Raw genomic sequence first — 19,602 nt, forward strand, 5'->3', positions numbered from 1 at the left:
GCATCATGCGTGCCCAAGCCGTGCTGGACGCGGCCACCCTGGAGTCGCTCCTGGCGGCCGCGGTGGCCGCCCCGTCGATCCACAACACCCAGCCCTGGCGCTTCCGCCTCGACCCCGACACCCAGGTGCTCCAGGTCCGTTCGGCACCGGAGCGCGCCCTGCCACTGGCCGACCCGGTGCACCGCGCCCAGTACCTCTCCGTGGGTGCGGCGGTCTTCAACCTCCGCCTCGCCGCCGTGCACTGGGGCTGGCGGCCCGAGGTACGGCTGCTGCCGGACCCCAACGACCCCGGCCTGCTGGCCGCCGTACGCCTGGCCGATCCGCTGCGTCCGGACGAGCGGCGCTCCGACCCCGGCCTGTACGAGGCCATCCAGCGCCGCCACACCAGCCGTATGCCGTTCACCGGCCGCCCGGTGCCGGAACCGGTCCTCGCGGAGATGGCCACGGCCGCGCACGCCGCGGGCGCCCGCCTCCACCTGCCCGACTACGGCGGCACCCGACGGCTGCTGCGGCTGACCGCGGCGGCCGAGGAGCGGTCCCACACCCACCCCGACCGCGCCGCCGAGACCCGCTCCTGGATCACCGCCCCCGGCGCCGACACCCCCTACGGCATCCCCGTCACCGCCCTCGGCCCGCCGGACGCGGGCCGGCGCCTGCCGATGCGGGACTTCACCGGCCCGCTGCCCGGCGTGCACCGCCCCGCGGTGTGGTTCGAGAGGCATGTACAACTGGCCCTGCTGTGGACGACGCACGACCGCAGGCAGGACTGGCTGCGGGCGGGCCAGGCCCTCCAGTACGTCCTGCTCACGGCCACCGCCCACGGCGTACGCACCTCCCTCATGCACCAGGCCATGGAGTGGCCCGACCTGCGCGCCGCCGCGGTCCTGGCCCGGCACAAGAGGTGCCATCCACAGATGCTGATCCGCTTCGGCTACGGCCCCGAGGGCCCCCGCACACCACGCCGTGACCCGGGACTTTCCAAGGGGACGGGACTTTAGGCCCCCCGGCCCGGGACTGTCCGGCCGCGGGCAGGGACCGGTGGCCCATCCTTCGCGTGACCCCTGGTGCGGAGAGTGGTGACAGGACACCGCCCAGCAGGCAACGGCCCGGTGGGGGAGGCGTGTCCGCGGTGGCGCAGTACCACCCGCACAAGACGAAAGGGACGGACACATGGTCCAGCCGTTGAAGTCGCAGAGCGGCGATTCGCCGTCGGGAGCACCGGTATCGGTGCCCGGCCGGGCATGGTTGATGCTGAGCCTGGCCACGGTCGGCTTCGCCGTGAACTTCTGGGCGTGGGCGCTGCTCAGCCCGCTCGGCCCCCGGTTCAAGGACAGCCTCGACCTGTCGTCGTTCGAGCAGTCCCTGCTCGTCGCGGTGCCGGTCGTGGTCGGCTCCCTGGGCCGTATCCCCGTCGGTGCGCTCACTGACCGCTACGGCGGCCGGGTCATGTTCCCGATCGTGTCCGCGGCCACCATCGTCCCGGTGCTCTACCTGGGCCTGGCCGGACACGACTCCCTCGCCGCCCTGCTGATCGGCGGCTTCTTCCTCGGTATCGGCGGCACCGCGTTCGCCGTGGGCGTGCCTCTGGTCAACGCCTGGTTCCCGCCCGAGCGGCGCGGCCTCGCCATCGGCGTCTTCGGCGCCGGCATGGGCGGCACCGCCATCAGCGCGCTCACCACGGTCAAGCTGGTCGACGCGGGCAGCATGGCCACGCCGTTCCTCATCACCGCCGCGGTCCTGGCCGTCTACGCCGCCGTCGCCGCGCTGCTGCTGCGGGACGCGCCCGGCCGCACCGTCCCGACCGAACCGCTAGGGCGTCGCCTGGCCACCACCGCCCGACTGCCCATCACCTGGCAGGCCTCGGCCCTGTACGCGGTCGCGTTCGGCGGCTACGTCGCCTTCTCCGTCTACCTGCCGACCTACCTCAAGACCGGCTACGGCCTCACCCAGGCCGACGCCGCCAACCGCATGGCCGGGTTCGTGATCCTCGCCGTGGCGATGCGCCCGTTCGGCGGCTGGCTGTCGGACCGGCTGGGCCCCGTACGGGTTCTGGCGGGCTCGCTCGCCGTGGTCGTCCTCGGAGCCGTCGTCCAGTCCTTCACCCCGCCCCTGGCACCGCTGGGCACGGTCGCCTTCCTCGCCATGGCCGCCGCGCTCGGCGCGGGCAGCGGCGCGACCTTCGCCCTGGTGGCCCTCCTGACCCCCGGCAACCAGGTCGGCTCGGTCACCGGCGTGGTCGGCGCGGCGGGCGGCCTGGGCGGCTTCCTTCCCCCGCTGGTCATGGGCTCGCTGTACGGCGAGTACGGCACCTACGCGGCCGGTCTGGCGCTGCTCGCCGTCGTGGCCACCGCCGCCCTGATCTACACCCTCACCGGGGTCAGGGCCGCGGCGGAGGGCGACGGCGCGCCCAAGGCGCGCGGCGGACGCCGGCCCGAGCCCCGCACCGCGGACACCACCGCGTAACGGCACCACGGGGAGAGAGAGGACACGACCGGTGTGCGAGTACTGCGGCTGCCAGGCCCTGGAAACCATCGACGAACTCACCCGGGAACACGAGGAAGTCGTCCGGCTGATCAGCCACCTCCGCACCGCCCACGAGCGGGGCGGGGTGGCCCGGATGGCGGAGATCGCCCGCGAGATAGGGCGCGTGCTCGGCCCGCACACCCAGGTCGAGGAGCACGGTCTGTTCCCCGCCCTGGCCGGTGACTTCCCCGACCAGATCGCCGCCCTGGAAGCCGAACACCGCAGGATCGAGGCGGTCCTGGCCGAGGCCAACGGCGCCTACTTGGCGGACCCGGGCTGGCCCGACCGCCTGATGGACGCCATGGCCCTCCTGCGGGACCACATCCTGAAGGAACAGGACGGCGTCTTCCCGGCCGCACTGGCCAACCTCGGCACCGAGGACTGGGAAGCCGTCGAGACGGTCCGGGCCGAGGCGGGCAGCACCCTGTCCCGCCCGGCGGCCTGAGCGGCCCGTACGTTCGGGTGCCGCGTGATCACCCAGCGCTCCCGCCGAACGCAATGGTCAATTCCGCGCGAAATTGGTTAGGTTGCTGTACTCCCGACCGCAGCCGAAGGAGAGTGGCGGCCCATGAGCGAGCTGCGGAAGACGTTCCGCGCCATCGACATCGGCGACGGAAGCGACGGACGCTGGGCCTCCCACACGCGACCCATGTGGCCGATCGCGGAAAGCTGGCTGACGGACGAGAGCCGAACCCCGGAAGGCGCGGTCCGGGCAAGGGAGTTGTTCGCGACGCACATGCCCGAGCTGGTCCCGGTCCTGGACCGCCTGACCGAGCAGTTGGACCGGCCGGGCGGCGACACCTTCCTCACCCTGGCCACCCTGCGCCCCTTCTTCTCGGGCTGCACCCAGATCGGCGCCGACGGCACCCTCCTGCGCAACTACGACTTCGCGCCCGACGAGTGCGAGGGCACGATCGTGCGCTCCCACTTCCTGCGCCCGGTGATCGGTATGCAGGACGCGGGCTGGGGCCTGCTGGACGGCATGAACGACGCCGGCCTCGCCGTCTCCCTCACCTTCGGCGGCCGTTTCGTGCACGGCCCGGGTTTCGCGATCCTGATCGTCCTGCGCTATCTGCTGGAAACCTGCGACACCGTCGACCAGGCTGTGGCCAAACTCCGGACCGTCCCGATCGCCATCCCGCAGAACGTCACCCTCGTGGACCGGGAACGAGCGGTCACGGTCCACGTCGGCCCCGACATCCCCCTCACCGAGACCGCGGAGGCCTGCGCCGCCAACCACCAGCACCTGCCGGTCCCGGAGGAACAGGAGCGCTTCTCCCGCACCCAGGAACGCCTGCGCACCATCCGCGCGGCCGGACCGGACGTGTCGGCGATGCTGAAGCCGCCGCTGTACCAGACCGCGTACGACGAGGGCCTCGGCACGGTCTACACGGCCCACTACCGCCCCGCCGAGGGCCGCCTGACCTGCTACTGGCCGAACGACAGTTGGGAGCAGTCCTTCGCCCGCTTCACCCCGGGCTCCCGCACGGTGACGATCGGACAGTCGGCATGACGGCCAGAAAGGGAGTCGATCGACGGCGCGCACACCCACACCCTCCAGGACCTCCTGACGCGCGCACAGCCGATCCCCTGAACCACCGGTACCTCCCCGTCGGCTGCTTCGGCATGGGCCCCTTCGTGACCAACGCCCTGTCGCGCCACCTGATCGCCGAGGTCCACCACGCCTGACGACCGCCGCGGTGCGTGCAGGCGTGGCCGAGGCGGTACGGGACCGCCTGGCGGCATGGCTGGAGGAAAACGACCCCACCCACATCCTGCCTGCGCGATCATGAGCCGGATGGACACACGATTCCTCGGCATCCCCGAACTGACCGAAGTCCCGTCCGTGGCAGTAGTGGTGGACGTCATGCGCGCCTACACGGTGGCAGCCTGGGCCTTCGCGCGGGGCGCGGAGAAGATCGTCCTCGCCGAGTCCCTGGACGAGGCCCTCGCCCTGAAATCCGCGCACCCGGCCTGGGTCGCCCTGAAGGACGGCCCGCCCGCACCGGGCTTCGACGCGGTCAACTCACCCGGCCTGCTGCGCTCGACGGACCTCGACGGCCGAACCGTCGTACAAAAGACAACCGCAGGAACAGTCGGCGCGCTGGCGGTGAAGGACGCGTCGCTGGTGCTGTGCGCGAGCTTCGTGGTGGCGGAGGCGACGGCTGCGGTTCTGCGGACGCGCGGGAGCGACAGTACGACGTTCGTGGTCACCGGAGAGGACGGCCGCGCCGACGAAGACCTGGCGTGCGCCCAGTACATCGCGCACCGGGTCACGGACCCCGGGGCGGACGCGGCGGACTACCTGCGCCGAGCCGCCAACTCCCGCGCGGCCAGGGAGCTGACGCAAGGCATACGCAAGGGCGTCCACCCCGACGACGTCGCACTCTGCCTCGAACTCGACCGCTTCCCCTTCGCCATGGTGGCGACCTCGGAGGAAGCGCTGATGACCTTGCGTCCGTACCGGACGGGTGCACCGTAGGTTCCGGACAGCCGGGGCCGAACGTGTTGGGATGTGCCCATGCGCCACACAGCTGCCCTGCGCCTGCGGCAGGCCCTCGCCCGTACCGAAGAAGCCACACGAGGCCGTGTCCCCAGCGGCCGCCGCCCGGACGAGGCCGATGATCTGCAGGGCACCTTCGCCACGGACGGGGCACTCGGCTTCGACCCGTTGCCCTTCCTCAAGGCGCTGCACGACGCCGGTTCGCGCGCCGTCGTCATCGGGCAGGTGGCCGGCATCATGCACGGCTCAACCGAACTGACCGGCGACCTCGACCTGCTCTGGGACGGCACCCCGGGCGAGGCGCGCGCCCTGCGCGATGCCCTCGCCGCGAGCGGCTGTGGCGAAGTGCCCGATCTGAGCCGGGCTCAGACGTGCTACCGGGTCACCGGCGCCGCCGGAGACCTGTGCACCCCCGCCCTCCCTTGGGGACCCATGGACGTCGCGCCCTGCCTGACCCGTGCCGAAACCGCGAGCGACCCCGCCGGCTTCACGATCCGCTACGCCGCGCTCGATGACCTCATCAGCATGCGCCGAGCCCTGGGCCGCCCGAAGGACCACCGTCGTGCGGATGAACTCGCACGGCTGCACACCTGATTGCCCCGCCGGGTACGGTCCTCGGCATGATCCCGAACGAGAAGGCAACAGGAGTGCCGCAGGAGACCGTCGCGACAGCGCGCCTGGACGGCGCAGCCGCGACGCGGGCCGTGGGCGAGTTGCGGCTGATCTACGCCGAGGTGTTCGCCGAGCCCCCTCACCACGAGACCGCGGACGACGTCGCGGCCGCCTTCCTCAGGTTCACCACCCAGGCCGCGCGGCCCGCCTTCCGTGCCGCGCTCGCCCGTACCGGGGACGGCGAGCCGGTCGGTATGGCGTACGGGTGGCCGTTGCCGGCCGACACGCCTTGGTGGGACGAGTTCACCGAGCCGGTGTCGGAGGACATGCGACGGGAGGACGGCCGCCGCACCTTCGGCCTGATGGAACTCGCCGTCCGCCGTGCCTGGCGCGGGCGGGGTATCGCGCGCCGACTGCACGAGTCGCTGCTCGACGGCCTGGAGGCGGAGCGGGTCATGCTGAATGTGGATCCGGAGAACGGGGCGGCGGCCGCCGCCTACACGGCGTGGGGCTACCGCGCGATCGGGCAGGCACGCCCGGCGGCAGCCGGTGCCGAACTCCGCAACGTCATGCTGCTCAACCTGCGCTGAGGACGCAGAACTCATGGCCCTCCGGGTCGGACAGGCACGTCCACGCCACGTCCCCCTGTCCGACATCGAGGTCCGTGGCGCCCAGCGTCCGCAGTCGGGTCACCTCCGCCGCCTCTTCGTCGCCGGGGGAGGGGAGCAGATCCAGATGGACGCGGTCCGGCACGGCTTCCGTGCCGGGCGTACGGATGAATTCGAGGTACGGACCCGCATCCTCGCCCGAGCGGAACACCGCACCCTCGTCGGAGACTTCGCGCGGCGTCCAGTCCAGCACCTCGCCCCAGAACCGTGCCATGGCCCGTGGGTCCGCGCAGTCGACGACGATCGCGGCGACCGGACCGGTGTCCCGGTATGTCTCCCGGGGCTCCAGTACGCAGAACTCGTTGCCCTCGGGGTCGGCGAGAACCGTCCAGGGGACATCCCCCTGACCGATGTCGACCGGCGTCGCCCCGAGACCCCGCAGTCGGGCGAACAACTCCTCCTGATGGGCGGTGGAGGTGGTCGCCAGATCCAGATGCACCCGGTTCTTCGTCGCCGCCTTGGCCTCCGGGACAGGCACGAAGTCGACGCCGACGAAGACCGGGTCCGGCCAGACGAGGCCGCCCGGCGGGCCGACGTAGGTCGTCACGCCGGGCGCGTACGCGGTCCAGCCGAGCGCCTGCGCCCAGAACCGGCCGAGCGCCGAGGGGTCGAGGGACTTGATGTTCACCATCACCGGTCGCAGCGCCATGCCGGTGATCCTAGGCGTAGGGCGCGGCAGTGGGTGGTGGCGCCTGTGTGCCGTGAGCCGTGCCGTGGTGCGGGGCGTGATGCTGGTGCGGGATGCCGTGGGTGCGGGCCAGTTCGTGCATGGCCTGGTGCAGGGCGAGTTCCAGTGCCTCGGGTGTGTTGAGGGTGCCGCTTCCGTCGGGCGGGCAGATCCAGCGCAGGTCGCCCCAGCGGCAGTGCGGAGCGGGGGTGGCGATCCAGCCTCCTCTGGTGAGGTAGCGGATGTCGTGCCCGGCCCAGACGCTGGAGGGCGCGGGCGGCAGGAAGAAGCCGATGTGCTGACGTCGGCTGTCCAGCAGTGCCGGGCCCGGTTCGAGCCGGGGCAGATCGGCCAGGATGTCGGCCGCGTGCAGACCGAGACAGGCCGGGACGATGAGTACGTCCCAGAACCGTCCGGCGGCCAAGAGGTGGACGCCTGTTGTGCCGCGCTGCCAGTCGTTCTTGCAGGACCGGGGGTCGGTCGCGGCGGCGGCCAGCCACTCCATCGCGTTCGTCCACTGTGCCAGTGCCATCACAAACCTCCTGCGTCATGTCGGGCCCGAGGTCCCGGCAGGTCAACGTCTGATCCGACGATGCGTGTGTGTTGGTGACTTGCGTCGAAAGTGAGTGAGTGCTCAGTGAAACGGGGCGCATGAGGTACGCACAGGGGAGGAGCGCGCAGTTCACCGCATGGGGCGAGCGCCAGCGCACAGAGGGGGCAGATATATGCAGACAAGCGCTCTCGCACGCTCCTCACGCCCGCGCACCCCGTCACGATCATTACTTCGGAGGAGAGCACCCCGCGCCAGTCGATCTCCGCATATGCTGTGGCGGCTGTCGAAGGGGAGGACGACATGGCGGAGACGCAGCTGACGCACAAGCAGGCACTCGCGGCGGTGATTCGGGCGCTGGGCGGCGACTGGGACACGGAACGCGCGGTCCTGGCCCTGCGGGTCGCCGGATACGAGCCGACGAGCGAGGAGGCGGCCGGCAAGGAGGCCCGGCGCAACCTTCGGGAACTCGCCGAGGAAGGCCTGATCGAGAGGCCGGACCCGGGGCAGGCCGTATACCGGCGGGCGTGACCTGAGCCGCTGAGCTGTCGAGCCGCACCATGACGAACGACATCGAGCTGATCAGCGACGGCGATGGCCTGGCGGTCATCGGAAGCCCGTCGGCTGTCGAACGCTTCCTCGCCTCCGAGAAACTGCCGTCGAAGGACCTCGGTCTGTCCCGGCTCGGGTCCGCCTTCGGCGCGCTGGCCGGAGCCGCGCAGACGGGCGCCGAGATCGCGGAGAACGCGGGACGCTGGGTGAAGCTCACCGAGCAGTCCGCCAAGGCGCTCAAGAAGTACGAGCTGATGAAGGGCTCGAACCCTGGCGTAGCCCGTGCCGTCGTGACGGAGCAGGGCAAGATCAAGGGCCTCCTCGAAGTCGTACGCACGCCCGGAGCGCTCGCGAGCAATCCCGCGCTCCTCTCCGGTGCCGCCGGGCTCATGGCCCAGCTCGCCATGCAGCAGGCCATGGAGGAGGTCACCGCCTATCTCGCCGCGATCGACGAGAAGGTCGACGACGTACTGCGTGCCCAGAAGGACGGCGTACTGGCGGACATGATCGGCGCGGGCCTGGTCATCGAGGAAGCCCTGACCGTCCGCGAGCAGGTGGGCCGGGTCTCCGAGGTCACCTGGTCCAAGGTGCAGACCATGTCGCTGGTGATCGCCCGCACCCAGGCCTACGCACTCCGCCAACTCGACGCGCTCACCGAGAAGATGGAGGAGAAGAACAAGATCGGCGAACTCGCCAGGGCCTCCCGGGACGCGGAGTCCGCCGTACGGGAGTGGCTGGCCGTACTGGCCCGGTGCTGCCAACTCCACGACGCCCTCGCCGTACTGGAGCTCGACCGGGTCCTGGACACCTCACCCGAGGAACTGGATACGCACCGCCTCGCGCTGAAGGCCGCCCGCCGGAAGCGTACGGAGCTCATCTCCGGCACCACGGAACGCCTGCTGTCCCGCGTGGACATGGTGGCCGACACGGCCAACACCAAGGTTCTGCTGCACCCTTCCGCGTCCCCGGCCGTGGTGCAGTCGATCAACCAGGTGGCCACCGCCGTGGTGGACTTCCACGACCACCTGGGGATCGAGCAGGGCCGCCAGTCCCTGGACGCGAGGCGTTGGAAGGAGGCGGCCGCGGAGGCGAGGGCCAAGGTCGTCGAGACGGGCGCGGAGGGCGTGGACGTGGCCCGCCGCCTGCGCAACCAGTCCCTCGACCGGGCGCGATCGGTCACGGGCAGGCTCTCCACCGGGATCGCCGAACGCGTACGCCGACGGCGCGGCGACGAGGCGGAGGCCGAGTGACGCGCCACGGCTTCCTGGCGATGGCGCCGCAGTACACGACGACGGGCGAACTCACCGATCGCCAGGGGGCCGGATCGCCGTAACTCCGCCGTCCGCCTAGGGTCTTTCGTATGACCACTGACTCCGAGGCCGCCGACTCGCTGTTCAACTCCCTGCGCGCAGACGCCCTCACCACCCCGGAGCAGCTCCGCGCGTTCTACCCGGAGCCGAATCCGAACGCGTTGCGCAAGCAGATGGACCGTCTGACCGAGCAGACGCGGGCGTTGATCGGGTGCTCCTCGCTGGTGTTCGTGGGGAGTGCGGACGCCGAGGGGCGGCCGGATGTGACGCCGCGGGGTGGGCCGCCGGGGTTCGTGTCGGTGCTGGACGAGCGGACGCTGGCGATACCGGACGCGACCGGCAACAGGCGTCTCGACACCCTGCACAACATAGTGGAGACCGGACGGGTCGGGCTGGTCTTCCTCATCCCCGGACGGCCGACCACGCTCCGGGTCAACGGCCGCGCCTGCGTCACGACGCACCCCGAGCTGCTCTCCCGGCTCACCCCCGTGGGCAAGCCGCCCGTCACCGCCATCGTCGTGCGGACCGAGGAGGTCTATCCGCACTGCCCGAAGTCGCTGATACGGGCCAACGCCTGGAAGCCGGAGGAATGGCTGTCCCCGGACGCCCAGCCCACCAGCGCCGAGGTGACCCTCGCGCAGCTGAACCTCCCGGACCTGACCATCGCCGAGATCGAGCGGGCGGAGGAGGAATCGCTGCGGCTGCGCTACGAGTGACCCGGGCCGGGGCCCGTATCGGTGGTTGGGCGGGCGTCTCCGGGGATACTCGGCCGGAATGATGCGGACCCTGAGACGGCACGGCAGCCACGGGCACGGGCCGGATACGGCTGAGACCGGGCCGGACGCCGAGGTGGAGCGGCAGGAGCCGGACAGCCCGACCGACCTGCCCAAGAGTTCCTGGAAAGCGGTACTCAAAGGCACCGTGAAGGAATTTGGGAAGGACGAGCTGACCGACCGGGCCGCGGCGCTGACCTACTACGGCATCCTGGCCCTCTTCCCGGCACTCCTGGCCCTGATCTCCCTGCTCGGCGTGGCCGGGGAGTCGGCCACGCGGGAGGTCCTGGACACCATCGAGAAGGTGGCCCCGAGCGCCGTACAGGACGTGCTGAGCGACGCCGTGCGGCAATTGCAGGGCAGCGCCGGTATCGGATCCGTGATGGCCGTCCTCGGCCTGCTGATCGCCGTCTGGTCGGCGTCCGGGTATGTCGCCGCGTTCATCAGGACGGCCAACGCGGTCTACGACGTGCCCGAGGGCCGCCCAATCTGGAAAGTGCTGCCCGTGCGCGTCGGCGTCACCGTCGTCCTCATGGTCCTGGCGGTGATCAGCTCGGTGATCGTCGTGTTCACCGGCAGCCTGGCCGAGGAGGCCGGCACCGCCCTGGGCATCGGCGACACGGCCCTGACGGCATGGTCGATCGCCAAGTGGCCCGTGCTCGTCGTCCTCGTCACGTTCATGATCGCGATCCTGTACTGGGCGACACCCAACGCCCGCGTCCGCGGCTTCCGCTGGATCACCCCGGGCAGCGTCCTCGCCCTGCTCATCTGGCTCGTGGCCTCGGCCGGCTTCGCGCTCTACGTGGCGAACTTCGGCTCCTACAACAAGACCTACGGCACCTTCGCGGGCGTGATCGTCTTCCTGGTGTGGCTATGGATCACCAACCTGGCCATCCTGCTGGGCCTGGAGTGGGACGCGGAACTGGCCCGTCAGCGCGCCGTCGCCGGTGGCCACCCGGCCGGGCAGGAGCCGTACGTCCGGCCCCGCGACACCCGCAAGTGGGACGAGGAGGACCGCCGCCGACTGGCGGAGACCACAGGGGCCGGCGCGTCCCCGGACGAGCGGTGAGGCCGGCCCGGCACGGGGTACCCGGCACCCGATCCGACCGAGACCGCCGACCAGGAACGGGTGAGCATCCATGACGACAGACCGGGCCCACCACACAGCCGCCGGGACCCAGGACTCGGTGGGCGAGCTGGTACAACGCGCCTCGCAGCAGTTGTCACAGCTGGCCCGCGACGAAATGCGCCTGGCGCAGGCGGAGATGACCGCGAAGGGCAAGCGCTTCGGCAAGGGCGGTGGCCTGTTCGGCGGCGCCGGGCTGATGAGCGTGATCACGCTCCAGGCGCTGGCGGCCACGGCGATCGCCGCCCTGTCGCTGGTGATGGACGTGTGGGCGGCGGGCCTGATCGTCACGGGCGTTCTCGCCGTCATCACCGCGGTCATGGCGATGCTCGGCAAGCGGCAGATCAACAAGGCAACCCCGGCGACACCCGGCCAGGCCATCGACGGCGTCAAGGCCGACATCGCCGAGATCAAGGAGAAGGCGCACCGATGACCCACGACAAGCACCGGCCCGACCACGCCGCGGCCCCCTCCCCGGAGGAGCTGCGTACGCAGGTCGACGAGGACCGTGAGGAACTGGGCGAGACCATAGAAGCCCTCGCCGCCAAGACAGACATCAAGGCCCGCGCCCAGGAGAAGACCGCGGCCGCCAAGCAACAGGCCGCGGAGAAGACCGCACTGGTCAAGACCCATGCCGCGGAGACGGCCGCGCAGGTCAGGACCCGGGTGCAGGCCAACCGCACCCCGCTCTTGGCGGTGGGAGGCGCGGCGCTGACCGTGCTCCTGCTGCTCCGCTGGCGCAAACACAGGTGAGAGCACGGCGGTTGCCCCTGCCCGGGTGCGCACCCGGGCAGGGGCAACGGGAGTCCTTCAGCTCAGTGGCTCGATCCAGATGTCGCGGAACTGGACCTTGTTGCCGTGGTCCTGGAGGCGGATCGCCCCCGCCGCGGCCCTCTCGGCCGCGCCGCCGCCCGTGGGGGAGGTGAGGGGGACGTCGTCGTGGACGGTCTTGCCGTTCCACTTCACCGACACCCGCGCGTCCGCGGTCTTGTTGCCGGCGTCGTCGTAGCGGGCCGCGTGGAAGTCGATGTCGTACGTCTGCCAGGTCTCCGGCGGCAGCGCCGCGTTGATGTCGGCCGCCTTGCGGCTGTAGATCGACGCGGCCTCGTTGTTCGCGAGGTCCGTGTCGCCGTACGAGTCCAGGATCTGGAGCTCGTAGCGGTCCTGGAGGTAGACACCGCTGTTGGCGCGGTCCTGGCCCGTCACGTCCGGCGGCAGGTTCGGCAGCCGGAACTCCACGTGCAGCTTGAAGTCCTGGTAGGCGGTCTTGGTGCGCAGATCGCCGCAGCAGACCTCCATGCCGCCGTCCGGGAGCAGCGGCCACTGCGCGGCCCGGCCCGAGGTGTGCTGCCACAGCGACCGGTCCACCCCGTCGAAGAGGGTGACGCGCTTGCCGGACTTGTGCACGGTGATCAGGTCCAGGTTGACGTGCCCGTCGTCGCCGGAGTCGTGCCGGTAGGCGATGGTGTTGGTACCGGCCCGCAGGGTGAGCTTCTCCGTCCGGGTGGACCAGGTGTCCCAGTCGCCGGTACTGAGCAGCCGGGTCTGCTTCACCTTCGTGCCGTTGACGTCGACGCTGATCGTCTTGGTCCCTTGGAACGGGTTGGGGCCGTTGGAGTAGCGCAGCCCCACGTCGTACGTACCGGCCTTGGGCACCTTCACCGTGAACGTGGTCGTGGCGCCCTCGGTGCCGTAGCCGTCGACGAACGACGCGCCCGAGTAACCGCCGTGGTCGGTGTTGGTACCGGCCCCGCCGCTGCGGGCGGCCTCCTCCGCCTCGTACAGGGACGCCGACTTCGGCTGGGCGCCGGTGAGGCTGTTCAGCGTGTACCAGGCCTCCGTGCTCCACAGTGACTGACCCGTGTCCGAGGCGAACGGGCGCGGCGAGCGGACATGGACGACATGACCGGGCTTCAGCCCTGCGATGGCCAGCCGCACCTTCTTGCGGTCCTTGGAGAGCTTCACGGAGCGGACGGTGAGGGGCTCCTCGTCCACCTTGGGGCCGCCGTAGGCCGGGGTGGGCACATAGCGCCACTGCTTCACCCGGTAGCGGGCCGCCAGGTTCTCCGCGGTCTCCTGTGACAGCGGCTGGGTGTACTCCAGCTCGAAACCGCCGTCCACGGCACGCATCGCCAGGATGTCGAAGGCGTTGCCCCCGTTGGGCGTCAGCTTCTGCAGCCCGTACGTCAGCTTGCCCTCCTGGCCCCAGTTGCCGCCCGCGCCGAGCCCACCGGCGTAGATCGCGCCGTCCGGCCCGCGGCTGATGCGGTTCACGCCCGCCTCCAGGCCCTGGGTGTGGCGGAAGACGGCGCCCTGGTACTGGCCCTTGACCTTCTCCAGGTACGCCCGCTGCAGCCCGCCGTAGGTGACGTCACCGAACAGCATCTGACCGGCGTAGCGGCCCTTGGCGACGTAGATCGGGGTGCTGGGGGAGTTGGCGATCTCGTTCTGCGGCAGCCACAGAACGGGCTGGGTGACGGGGTTGTGGTCGAACGGGCCGTCGGGGTTGGTGTAGTGGTTGAAGAAGCGGTCCTGCTTGATGTGCACCAGCTTGGAGGCCGGCAGCCAGCCGCCCTGGTTGTCGGTGACGAAGAGGTCACCGCCGGGACCGAAGCCGATGCCGTTGGGGGTGCGCAGACCGCCCGCGATGTAGGAGACCTTGCCGGTCTTGCGGTGGACCTTGATGGTCGTGCCGCGGTTCTGCGCGGGCTGCGGATCGGTGGTGGCGCCACCGTAGTTGATGGCGACGGAGAGGTTCAGGTAGAAGTACCCGTCCTTGTACAGCAGGCCGAAGGCGAACTCGTGGAAGTTGCCGCCGTACGGCCAGGTCGCCACCGTACGGGTCTTGTCGATGACATCGTCGCCGTCGGTGTCCGTCAGCTCGGTCAGTTCGTGCTTCTGCGAGACGTACAGCTTGCCGTCGACGTACTTGATGCCCATCGGCTCCTTGAGCCCGGAGGCGATCTTCTTGACCGTCACCTTGTCGGGGCCGGTGGCGCCGGTGACGTTGTCCAGCAGGTACACCTCGCCCGCCGTCGTCTGCGACCCGCCCCACGTGGTGACGGCGAGCCGCCGGTCGGGCAGCCAGTCCATGGCGGACACCTGCGGTTCGAAGCCCGGGGGACGCAGGTCCGTCAGGTCGTAGTCGGGGTGCACCTCGGTGAGCGGCAGGCCGTCGCCGGGGGTGTCGAAGGCGCCCTCGCACTCCTTGCGCCCGGGCGCCGTCACGCGCACCACGTCCGCCTCCGTGCTCAGCACCGAGTTGGGCACGAGCGCGAAGTCAAAGGCGCCGGGCGGCCGCCAGTCCAGGGTCACCTGCTGCCCGCCGCCGCGCTCGAAGTGGTCGATGCGCAGGGAGTGGTAACCCTCCGTCAACTCGACCGCGCCGTCCTTGGGTTCGGCGCCGTGCAGCCCGTCGTGGTCGATGACAACCTTGTCATCGATGACCAGCCGGGAACCGTCGTCGCTGGTCAGCCGGAAGGTGTACGTACCGTCCTGCGGCACGTCGATGTTGGCGGTGGTCTCGCTGACGAAGTTCGACTCGAAGCCGAAGTCCTCGACGGAGGAGAAGTCGATGACCGGCCTCAGCTTGTCGACGTTCGGCGTCTGGCCCGGCTTGAGTGTGCACAGCTCGTCCAACGGCACCTGCACGTCGAACACGCGCAGTGTGACGCCCGGTTCCTGCGGGGGCAGTTCCTCGGCCGCCCGCGGCTGTGCGCCGGCCGGGACGGCGGTCAGACCGAGGGCGGCGGTGCAGCAGATCAGTGCGGTCGTAAGGGATCGGTGGAGTCCGCGTCTTCGCGCGGGCCATGTGCTCATACGTCCTCCTCACGGCTCGTATCGCGTACGGAGCCGGGCTGCGGGTGGCGGGTGCAGCGGGTGGGTGGAGCAGAGTGCTGTGGCGCGCGGGAAACGTTAGGAGACTTCTTCCGGTGCGTCCATAGCTTTGTACACAAGAAGTACAAAGATTGATTGATCCCCGAAGAAGTGGCGGTGTCAGTGGAGTGTGGTTTTCTACTGGCGTGACACAGGACTTGGAGACCGTCGTCTTCGACACCGCCGAGGACTTCGAGGCATGGCTCGACAAGAACCACGCCTCCTCGCCCGGGATTTGGCTCAAGCTGCGCAAGAAGGCGCCCGGCGTCGTCGCGTTGACCTACGCGCAGGCGCTGGAGGTGGCCCTCTGCTACGGCTGGATCGACGGCCAGAAGGCCAAGCTCGACGACGAGTGGTGGCTCCAGCGGTTCAGCCCGCGCACGGCGCGCAGCAAATGGTCGAAGATCAACCGGGACAAGGTGACCGCCCTGATCGAGAGCGGCCGGATGCGTCCGCCGGGGCAGGCCGAGATCGACCGCGCGAAGGCCGACGGCCGCTGGGACGCGGCCTACGACAGCCCCAGCACCGCCAAGGTTCCGGACGACCTTGCCGCCGCCCTGGACGCTGACCCCGCCGCGGCGGCCTTCTTCGCCACCCTCAACAGTCAGAACCGGTTTGCCATCCTGCACCGCGTCCAGGACGCCAAGCGCCCCGAGACCCGGGCCCGCCGCATCGAGAAGTTCGTGGCGATGCTCGCGAAGGGGGAGAAGCTGTACCCGTAGTAGCGCTACAGGCCGCTCAACGCCTGCATCGCCTCCCGCTCGACGTGTGCGATGTCGTGGAGGAACGCACCCGCCTGTTCGAGGCACCGCTCGTCACCCGACACACCGGCCTTGCTGATGAGTCCGGCGACCTCGGTCCACAGGGTCGCCGCCTCCGCGTACCGCCGATGGCCGGTGCGCAGGCGCTCGCTGTCGAGCAACTCGGCGCATTCCGCGAGGAAGTCGCGGTAGAGGTTGCGGAACAGCGCACCGCCCGTGCCCGCCCGCTCCATCAGCAGTGCCGCCTGCGGGAGGTCCCGCTGCGGATGCTCGGTCCGCCGCAGCCACGTGCGCACCAGCTTCCCCGCCTTGTCGATGCCCCGGTGCCCGAGGTTGGCGATGGGCGGGTTGAGGAACGCCTCGGCGCAGGCCGTGATGGCGGGGACGATCCGGTCGTGGAGAGACGGCGGTTCCGGGGGAGCGGTGAGGGTGAAGGAGCGGTGCCTGGCCGCCATGGGGCCGCGTGCCGCCCGCGCCTCGGCGAGGCTCGCCAGGCTGGAGGTGACCGCACCGCCCTGCTGCTCGGTGTCCACCAGATACGCGTTGCTGTCGTCGTAGCCGTACAGGGCGACGACATGACCGGCGAAGTGCACCTTGGACCCGAAGTAGTCCAGGTGGTAACTGTCGAGTTGCAGCCCGACGGGGCGGCCCGCGTCGATGCGGGCCGCCACATTCTCCCAAGCCCTGCGGGGCGAGGTGGTCTCCTGCACGACCAGATCGAGACCGAGTCGGTCGGCGAGATTCCGGGTCAGCTCGAACGGCTTGACCCGGCCCCCGAGAAAGGGGAAACCCATGTTCCTGCTGTCCCAGTAGACGAAGGACAGACCGGAACCGAGGCCGAAGAGCATGGGCTCGGACAGATCGATTCCCTGGTGCCGCAGCAGGACCCCTGACGCCGTCGTCTCGCAGTGCTGCGTACCGCGGACATCAATGCCTCGCACGGTGGCCATGTCCCTGCTTCCTGGACGGAGTCGACCGGCCGGGGCATCGACTCCTACTCCTTCTCCTTGTCCTTCGGCTTGGCCTCCGGACCGGTGTAGAAGACCGACTTGCCCTGCTTGCTGCGCTCCGCCTGGCTCTTGGCCACGAGTCCCTCCAGCGTCGTCCGTACGACGGTGGTCTTGACGTTGCGCTCGGGGTGCTGTCGTCCCAGCTCGGCGGCGATCTCCGCGGCGCTGCGCGGCTCGCTCTGGGCCGCCAGGTGCGCGCGGACGAGGTCGACCAGCGTGGGTGAGGCAGGGGCCGCGGGCTTGGCCGTGACGGCCTTCTTCGTGCTGGTCCGCTTGCGCATGGCGGTGCCGGTCTTCTTGGCCTTGACCGCCTTGGCGGCGCTCGCCCGCTTGGCACGCGGGGCGGGCACCTTGGCGGCGGGAGCGGCCTCGGGCGCGGCTTCCGGCGCCTCGGGTTCCGCCGAAGCGGCCGTGTCGGCCTCGGTCGGGATGACATCGGCAGGAGCCGAAGCGCCCAGTGCCTGCTGGATGTTCACCAGAACCGCGTGGTCGTGCCGCAGTGCGGCGAGCTGCGTCTGCAGTGCCTCGATCTCGCCGCTGATGCGTTCCTGTTCCTTGAGGTTGCGTTCGAGGTCGCCGGCCACCTGGGCGCTGTACTGCGACGTCAACCCGCTTGATTCGGCGGTGGTATTGGACACGGTGCTCACATCCTTGTTCGGCGCCGGGCTGCGCGGGACAGTGGGTTCCCGGCGTATGCGAAGTCCAACGCGGCTGACTGTTCTGCCTGGTCCCATGTCAGCAGTAGCGGTTACTGCTGCAAGTGGTGCCGTAGCGATAGTACGTACATGAGCTGTGTCCCGCCCTGACTTCCGGAGTTGAACTGTCGCGGACTCGCCTTGACAACACACGGGAAAACCGGTGTCGTCGTCGATCATGCCTCCGTAATGTTCAGGCTCATGGACGACACCACCGCGCCGCCGCGGTTGACCCGGCTCACTTTCCACGGCCCCCTCTCCGAGGAACGGGCGGACAGGATGATCCGCCGCCTGTCGGCACCGCGCACCTCGACACCTGCGACATCAGTGCTCGACATCGGCTGCGGCTGGGGCGAGTTCATGCTCCGCCTCCTCGAAGCCACACCCGGCGCCACCGGAGTGGGTGTCGACCTCAATGAGGACGACCTCGCCCGCGGACGCGCCCAGGCCGAGGCCCGCGGGCTGGCCGAACGCGTCGATTTCGTACGGGAGTCCGCCACCGACGGCACCCTGGAGCCCGCCGATGTCGTGCTCTGCCTCGGTGCCAGTCAGGCGCTCAGTGATGCCCAACCGCCCGAGCACATCAAGGCCGCCCTGCACGCCCTGCGCCGCCTGGTCACTCCCGGCGGCCGAGTCGTCCTCGGCGAGGGATTCTGGCAACGCCCGCCCACCGAGGCGGAGTTGGCCGCGATGTGGCCGGACGCCTCGGCGTCCGAGTTCCACGACCTGGCCGGCCTTGTCGACCTGGCCGTCGCCGCGGGCTTCCGCCCCGCCTGGATCGAGACGGCGAACAACGACGAGTGGGAGGAGTTCGAGTCCGCCTACCAGGCCGATGTCGAGGAGTGGCTGGCCGCCCACCCGGATCACCCCTCGGCGAAGGAGACCCGCGACCGTGTCGAGCGCCACCGCAGCACCTATCTGCGGGGCTATCGGGGTGTCATGGGCCTGGTGTACCTGACTCTCGTCCCTGTGGGCTGAGCACGTGAGTCAGGCCGGCTCCGGCGTGAAGGGATGCAGTTCGCCGGAACCGGCCTGGACGACGCCGTAGGTGCTCTCGGGGACCTCGTGCCAGGCGCCCGGGAGGTCGCCGAGGGGTTCGGAGACGATGAGGCGGGTGTCGTCGGAGACCTCGCGCAGGAACCCGATGTCCGGGTGCAGTCTGCGCAGGGCGTCCACGCGGGTGCTGTAGAACAGCGAGCGGGAGGCTCCCTCGGTCGAGTAGCGGAAGGCCCACAGGCGTTCGCCGTCGGTCACGGCGATCGTCATCTGGACCGGGTACCGAACGCCGTGGTCGCGTCCGCTGCGTTCCACCACGCCCACCATGCGGGCCACGGCCCCCGGCGGGTCCTCGTCGAGGCCGAGGGTGAGCGCCAGGTAGAACATCGTCTCCGAGTCGGTACTTCCCTCGATGGCGGAGTACAGCGCGGGGTCCACGAGCATGGCCAGCTCGCGGCGCATGAGGTGGAAGTCCTCGATGGCGCCGTTGTGCATCCACATCCAGCGGCCGTGCCGGAACGGGTGGCAGTTGGTCTGCTGCACCGCCGTGCCGGTCGAGGCGCGGATGTGGGCGAAGAACAGGGGGGAGCGGACATGGCCGGCCAGTTCCCGCAGGTTGCGGTTGTTCCAGGCGGGGCCGATCTCCCTGAACAGGGCCGGGGAGTCGAGGTGCTCCTGCGCGTACCAGCCGATGCCGAAGCCGTCGCCGTTCGTCGTCTCGACGCCCAGCCGGGAGTGCAGGCTCTGGTCGATCAGTGAGTGGGACGGCCGGTAGAGGATGGTGTCGAGCAGCTGGGGCGTGCCGGAGTATGCGAGCCATCGGCACATGGGCGATCACCTGCGCTTGATCGGGTCTCCGGGCAGGTCGGTTCCATTCTCGCCGCCCCCGGGCCGAGCCGCCTGGCGGCCACAGGGCACCGGCCGCCTCGAAAACCGCGCGGGGCGGACAGCGACAACTGTGTCGCGTCCACCCCGAGTGC

The 19,602-nt window shown here is 70.3% G+C and carries 21 protein-coding genes; 15 read left to right on the plus strand and 6 right to left on the minus strand.

The annotated features are described in order from the left end of the window. Window positions 1–5: 5 nt before the first annotated feature. The 7 genes from ACZ7L7_RS31410 (at window position 6) to ACZ7L7_RS31440 (ending at window position 6,228) form a co-directional block, all read left to right on the plus strand. Entirely contained in the window at window positions 6–998 is a 993-nt protein-coding gene (locus ACZ7L7_RS31410) for an Acg family FMN-binding oxidoreductase (protein ID WP_285514027.1), read from the plus strand. A 250-nt stretch (window positions 999–1,248) separates the two neighbouring features. Then, on the plus strand, window positions 1,249–2,463 hold the full coding sequence (locus tag ACZ7L7_RS31415; RefSeq protein ID WP_472077740.1) for an MFS transporter: 1,215 nt from the start codon (window positions 1,249–1,251) through the stop codon (window positions 2,461–2,463). A gap of 31 nt (window positions 2,464–2,494) precedes the next feature. Further along, window positions 2,495–2,968, plus strand: a complete 474-nt coding sequence (locus ACZ7L7_RS31420) for a hemerythrin domain-containing protein (RefSeq protein ID WP_285514026.1) — start codon at window positions 2,495–2,497, stop codon at window positions 2,966–2,968. A gap of 123 nt (window positions 2,969–3,091) precedes the next feature. Beyond that, window positions 3,092–4,036, plus strand: coding sequence for a C45 family autoproteolytic acyltransferase/hydolase (locus ACZ7L7_RS31425; RefSeq protein WP_472077727.1), 945 nt, complete (start codon window positions 3,092–3,094; stop codon window positions 4,034–4,036). A gap of 285 nt (window positions 4,037–4,321) precedes the next feature. After that, complete coding sequence (locus ACZ7L7_RS31430; protein ID WP_285514024.1) at window positions 4,322–5,005, plus strand: 2-phosphosulfolactate phosphatase; 684 nt, start codon at window positions 4,322–4,324, stop codon at window positions 5,003–5,005. A gap of 39 nt (window positions 5,006–5,044) precedes the next feature. After that, the gene (locus ACZ7L7_RS31435) at window positions 5,045–5,620 is read left to right on the plus strand and encodes a hypothetical protein (RefSeq protein WP_453598748.1); all 576 of its coding nucleotides are present in this window, start codon (window positions 5,045–5,047) and stop codon (window positions 5,618–5,620) included. Between the two features lie 26 nt (window positions 5,621–5,646). Further along, window positions 5,647–6,228 (plus strand): GNAT family N-acetyltransferase, encoded by a 582-nt coding sequence (locus ACZ7L7_RS31440; protein ID WP_472077728.1) that lies wholly within the window; start codon window positions 5,647–5,649, stop codon window positions 6,226–6,228. Here ACZ7L7_RS31440 and ACZ7L7_RS31445 read toward each other — a convergent pair. Together ACZ7L7_RS31445 and ACZ7L7_RS31450 are read right to left on the minus strand one after the other, a co-directional pair. Then, window positions 6,215–6,955 (minus strand): VOC family protein, encoded by a 741-nt coding sequence (locus ACZ7L7_RS31445; protein WP_472077729.1) that lies wholly within the window; start codon window positions 6,953–6,955, stop codon window positions 6,215–6,217. The genes ACZ7L7_RS31440 and ACZ7L7_RS31445 overlap by 14 nt on opposite strands. 10 nt (window positions 6,956–6,965) lie before the next feature. Then, on the minus strand, window positions 6,966–7,505 hold the full coding sequence (locus tag ACZ7L7_RS31450; protein WP_285514020.1) for a hypothetical protein: 540 nt from the start codon (window positions 7,503–7,505) through the stop codon (window positions 6,966–6,968). Between the two features lie 321 nt (window positions 7,506–7,826). Here ACZ7L7_RS31450 and ACZ7L7_RS31455 point away from each other — a divergent pair, with 321 nt between their 5' ends. The 6 genes from ACZ7L7_RS31455 to ACZ7L7_RS31480 all read left to right on the plus strand — a co-directional run bounded on the left by ACZ7L7_RS31455 (window position 7,827) and on the right by ACZ7L7_RS31480 (window position 12,037). Then, window positions 7,827–8,054: a hypothetical protein gene (locus ACZ7L7_RS31455; RefSeq protein ID WP_285514019.1), complete on the plus strand. Its 228-nt coding sequence runs from the start codon at window positions 7,827–7,829 to the stop codon at window positions 8,052–8,054. A 29-nt stretch (window positions 8,055–8,083) separates the two neighbouring features. Continuing rightward, complete coding sequence (locus tag ACZ7L7_RS31460) at window positions 8,084–9,325, plus strand: hypothetical protein (protein ID WP_285514018.1); 1,242 nt, start codon at window positions 8,084–8,086, stop codon at window positions 9,323–9,325. A 110-nt stretch (window positions 9,326–9,435) separates the two neighbouring features. Continuing rightward, on the plus strand, window positions 9,436–10,101 hold the full coding sequence (locus ACZ7L7_RS31465) for a pyridoxamine 5'-phosphate oxidase family protein (protein WP_285514017.1): 666 nt from the start codon (window positions 9,436–9,438) through the stop codon (window positions 10,099–10,101). A 58-nt stretch (window positions 10,102–10,159) separates the two neighbouring features. Continuing rightward, window positions 10,160–11,227 (plus strand): YihY/virulence factor BrkB family protein, encoded by a 1,068-nt coding sequence (locus ACZ7L7_RS31470; protein ID WP_285514016.1) that lies wholly within the window; start codon window positions 10,160–10,162, stop codon window positions 11,225–11,227. Window positions 11,228–11,297: 70 nt separating this feature from the next. Then, the gene (locus ACZ7L7_RS31475) at window positions 11,298–11,717 is read left to right on the plus strand and encodes a phage holin family protein (protein WP_472077730.1); all 420 of its coding nucleotides are present in this window, start codon (window positions 11,298–11,300) and stop codon (window positions 11,715–11,717) included. Then, a complete protein-coding gene (locus tag ACZ7L7_RS31480; RefSeq protein ID WP_285514014.1) occupies window positions 11,714–12,037 on the plus strand; it encodes a DUF3618 domain-containing protein in 324 nt (107 codons plus the stop codon). The genes ACZ7L7_RS31475 and ACZ7L7_RS31480 overlap by 4 nt, the downstream gene beginning before the upstream one ends. A gap of 57 nt (window positions 12,038–12,094) precedes the next feature. On the opposite strand, the gene ACZ7L7_RS31485 is transcribed toward ACZ7L7_RS31480, so the two are convergent. After that, on the minus strand, window positions 12,095–15,103 hold the full coding sequence (locus ACZ7L7_RS31485; RefSeq protein WP_472077731.1) for a 3-keto-alpha-glucoside-1,2-lyase-like domain-containing protein: 3,009 nt from the start codon (window positions 15,101–15,103) through the stop codon (window positions 12,095–12,097). A gap of 185 nt (window positions 15,104–15,288) precedes the next feature. Here ACZ7L7_RS31485 and ACZ7L7_RS31490 point away from each other — a divergent pair, with 185 nt between their 5' ends. Further along, complete coding sequence (locus tag ACZ7L7_RS31490; protein WP_472077732.1) at window positions 15,289–15,882, plus strand: YdeI/OmpD-associated family protein; 594 nt, start codon at window positions 15,289–15,291, stop codon at window positions 15,880–15,882. 5 nt (window positions 15,883–15,887) lie between these two features. On the opposite strand, the gene ACZ7L7_RS31495 is transcribed toward ACZ7L7_RS31490, so the two are convergent. Further along, window positions 15,888–16,871, minus strand: coding sequence for a BtrH N-terminal domain-containing protein (locus tag ACZ7L7_RS31495; protein ID WP_472077733.1), 984 nt, complete (start codon window positions 16,869–16,871; stop codon window positions 15,888–15,890). Between the two features lie 44 nt (window positions 16,872–16,915). Next, window positions 16,916–17,569, minus strand: a complete 654-nt coding sequence (locus ACZ7L7_RS31500) for a hypothetical protein (protein WP_285514010.1) — start codon at window positions 17,567–17,569, stop codon at window positions 16,916–16,918. 258 nt (window positions 17,570–17,827) lie between these two features. Here ACZ7L7_RS31500 and ACZ7L7_RS31505 point away from each other — a divergent pair, with 258 nt between their 5' ends. Beyond that, the gene (locus tag ACZ7L7_RS31505; protein ID WP_285514009.1) at window positions 17,828–18,604 is read left to right on the plus strand and encodes an SAM-dependent methyltransferase; all 777 of its coding nucleotides are present in this window, start codon (window positions 17,828–17,830) and stop codon (window positions 18,602–18,604) included. A 9-nt stretch (window positions 18,605–18,613) separates the two neighbouring features. On the opposite strand, the gene ACZ7L7_RS31510 is transcribed toward ACZ7L7_RS31505, so the two are convergent. Beyond that, window positions 18,614–19,450, minus strand: a complete 837-nt coding sequence (locus ACZ7L7_RS31510; RefSeq protein ID WP_285514008.1) for a class II glutamine amidotransferase — start codon at window positions 19,448–19,450, stop codon at window positions 18,614–18,616. Between the last annotated feature and the right edge of the window lie 152 nt (window positions 19,451–19,602).

The organism is Streptomyces sp. NPDC110618 (genome assembly GCF_055657065.1).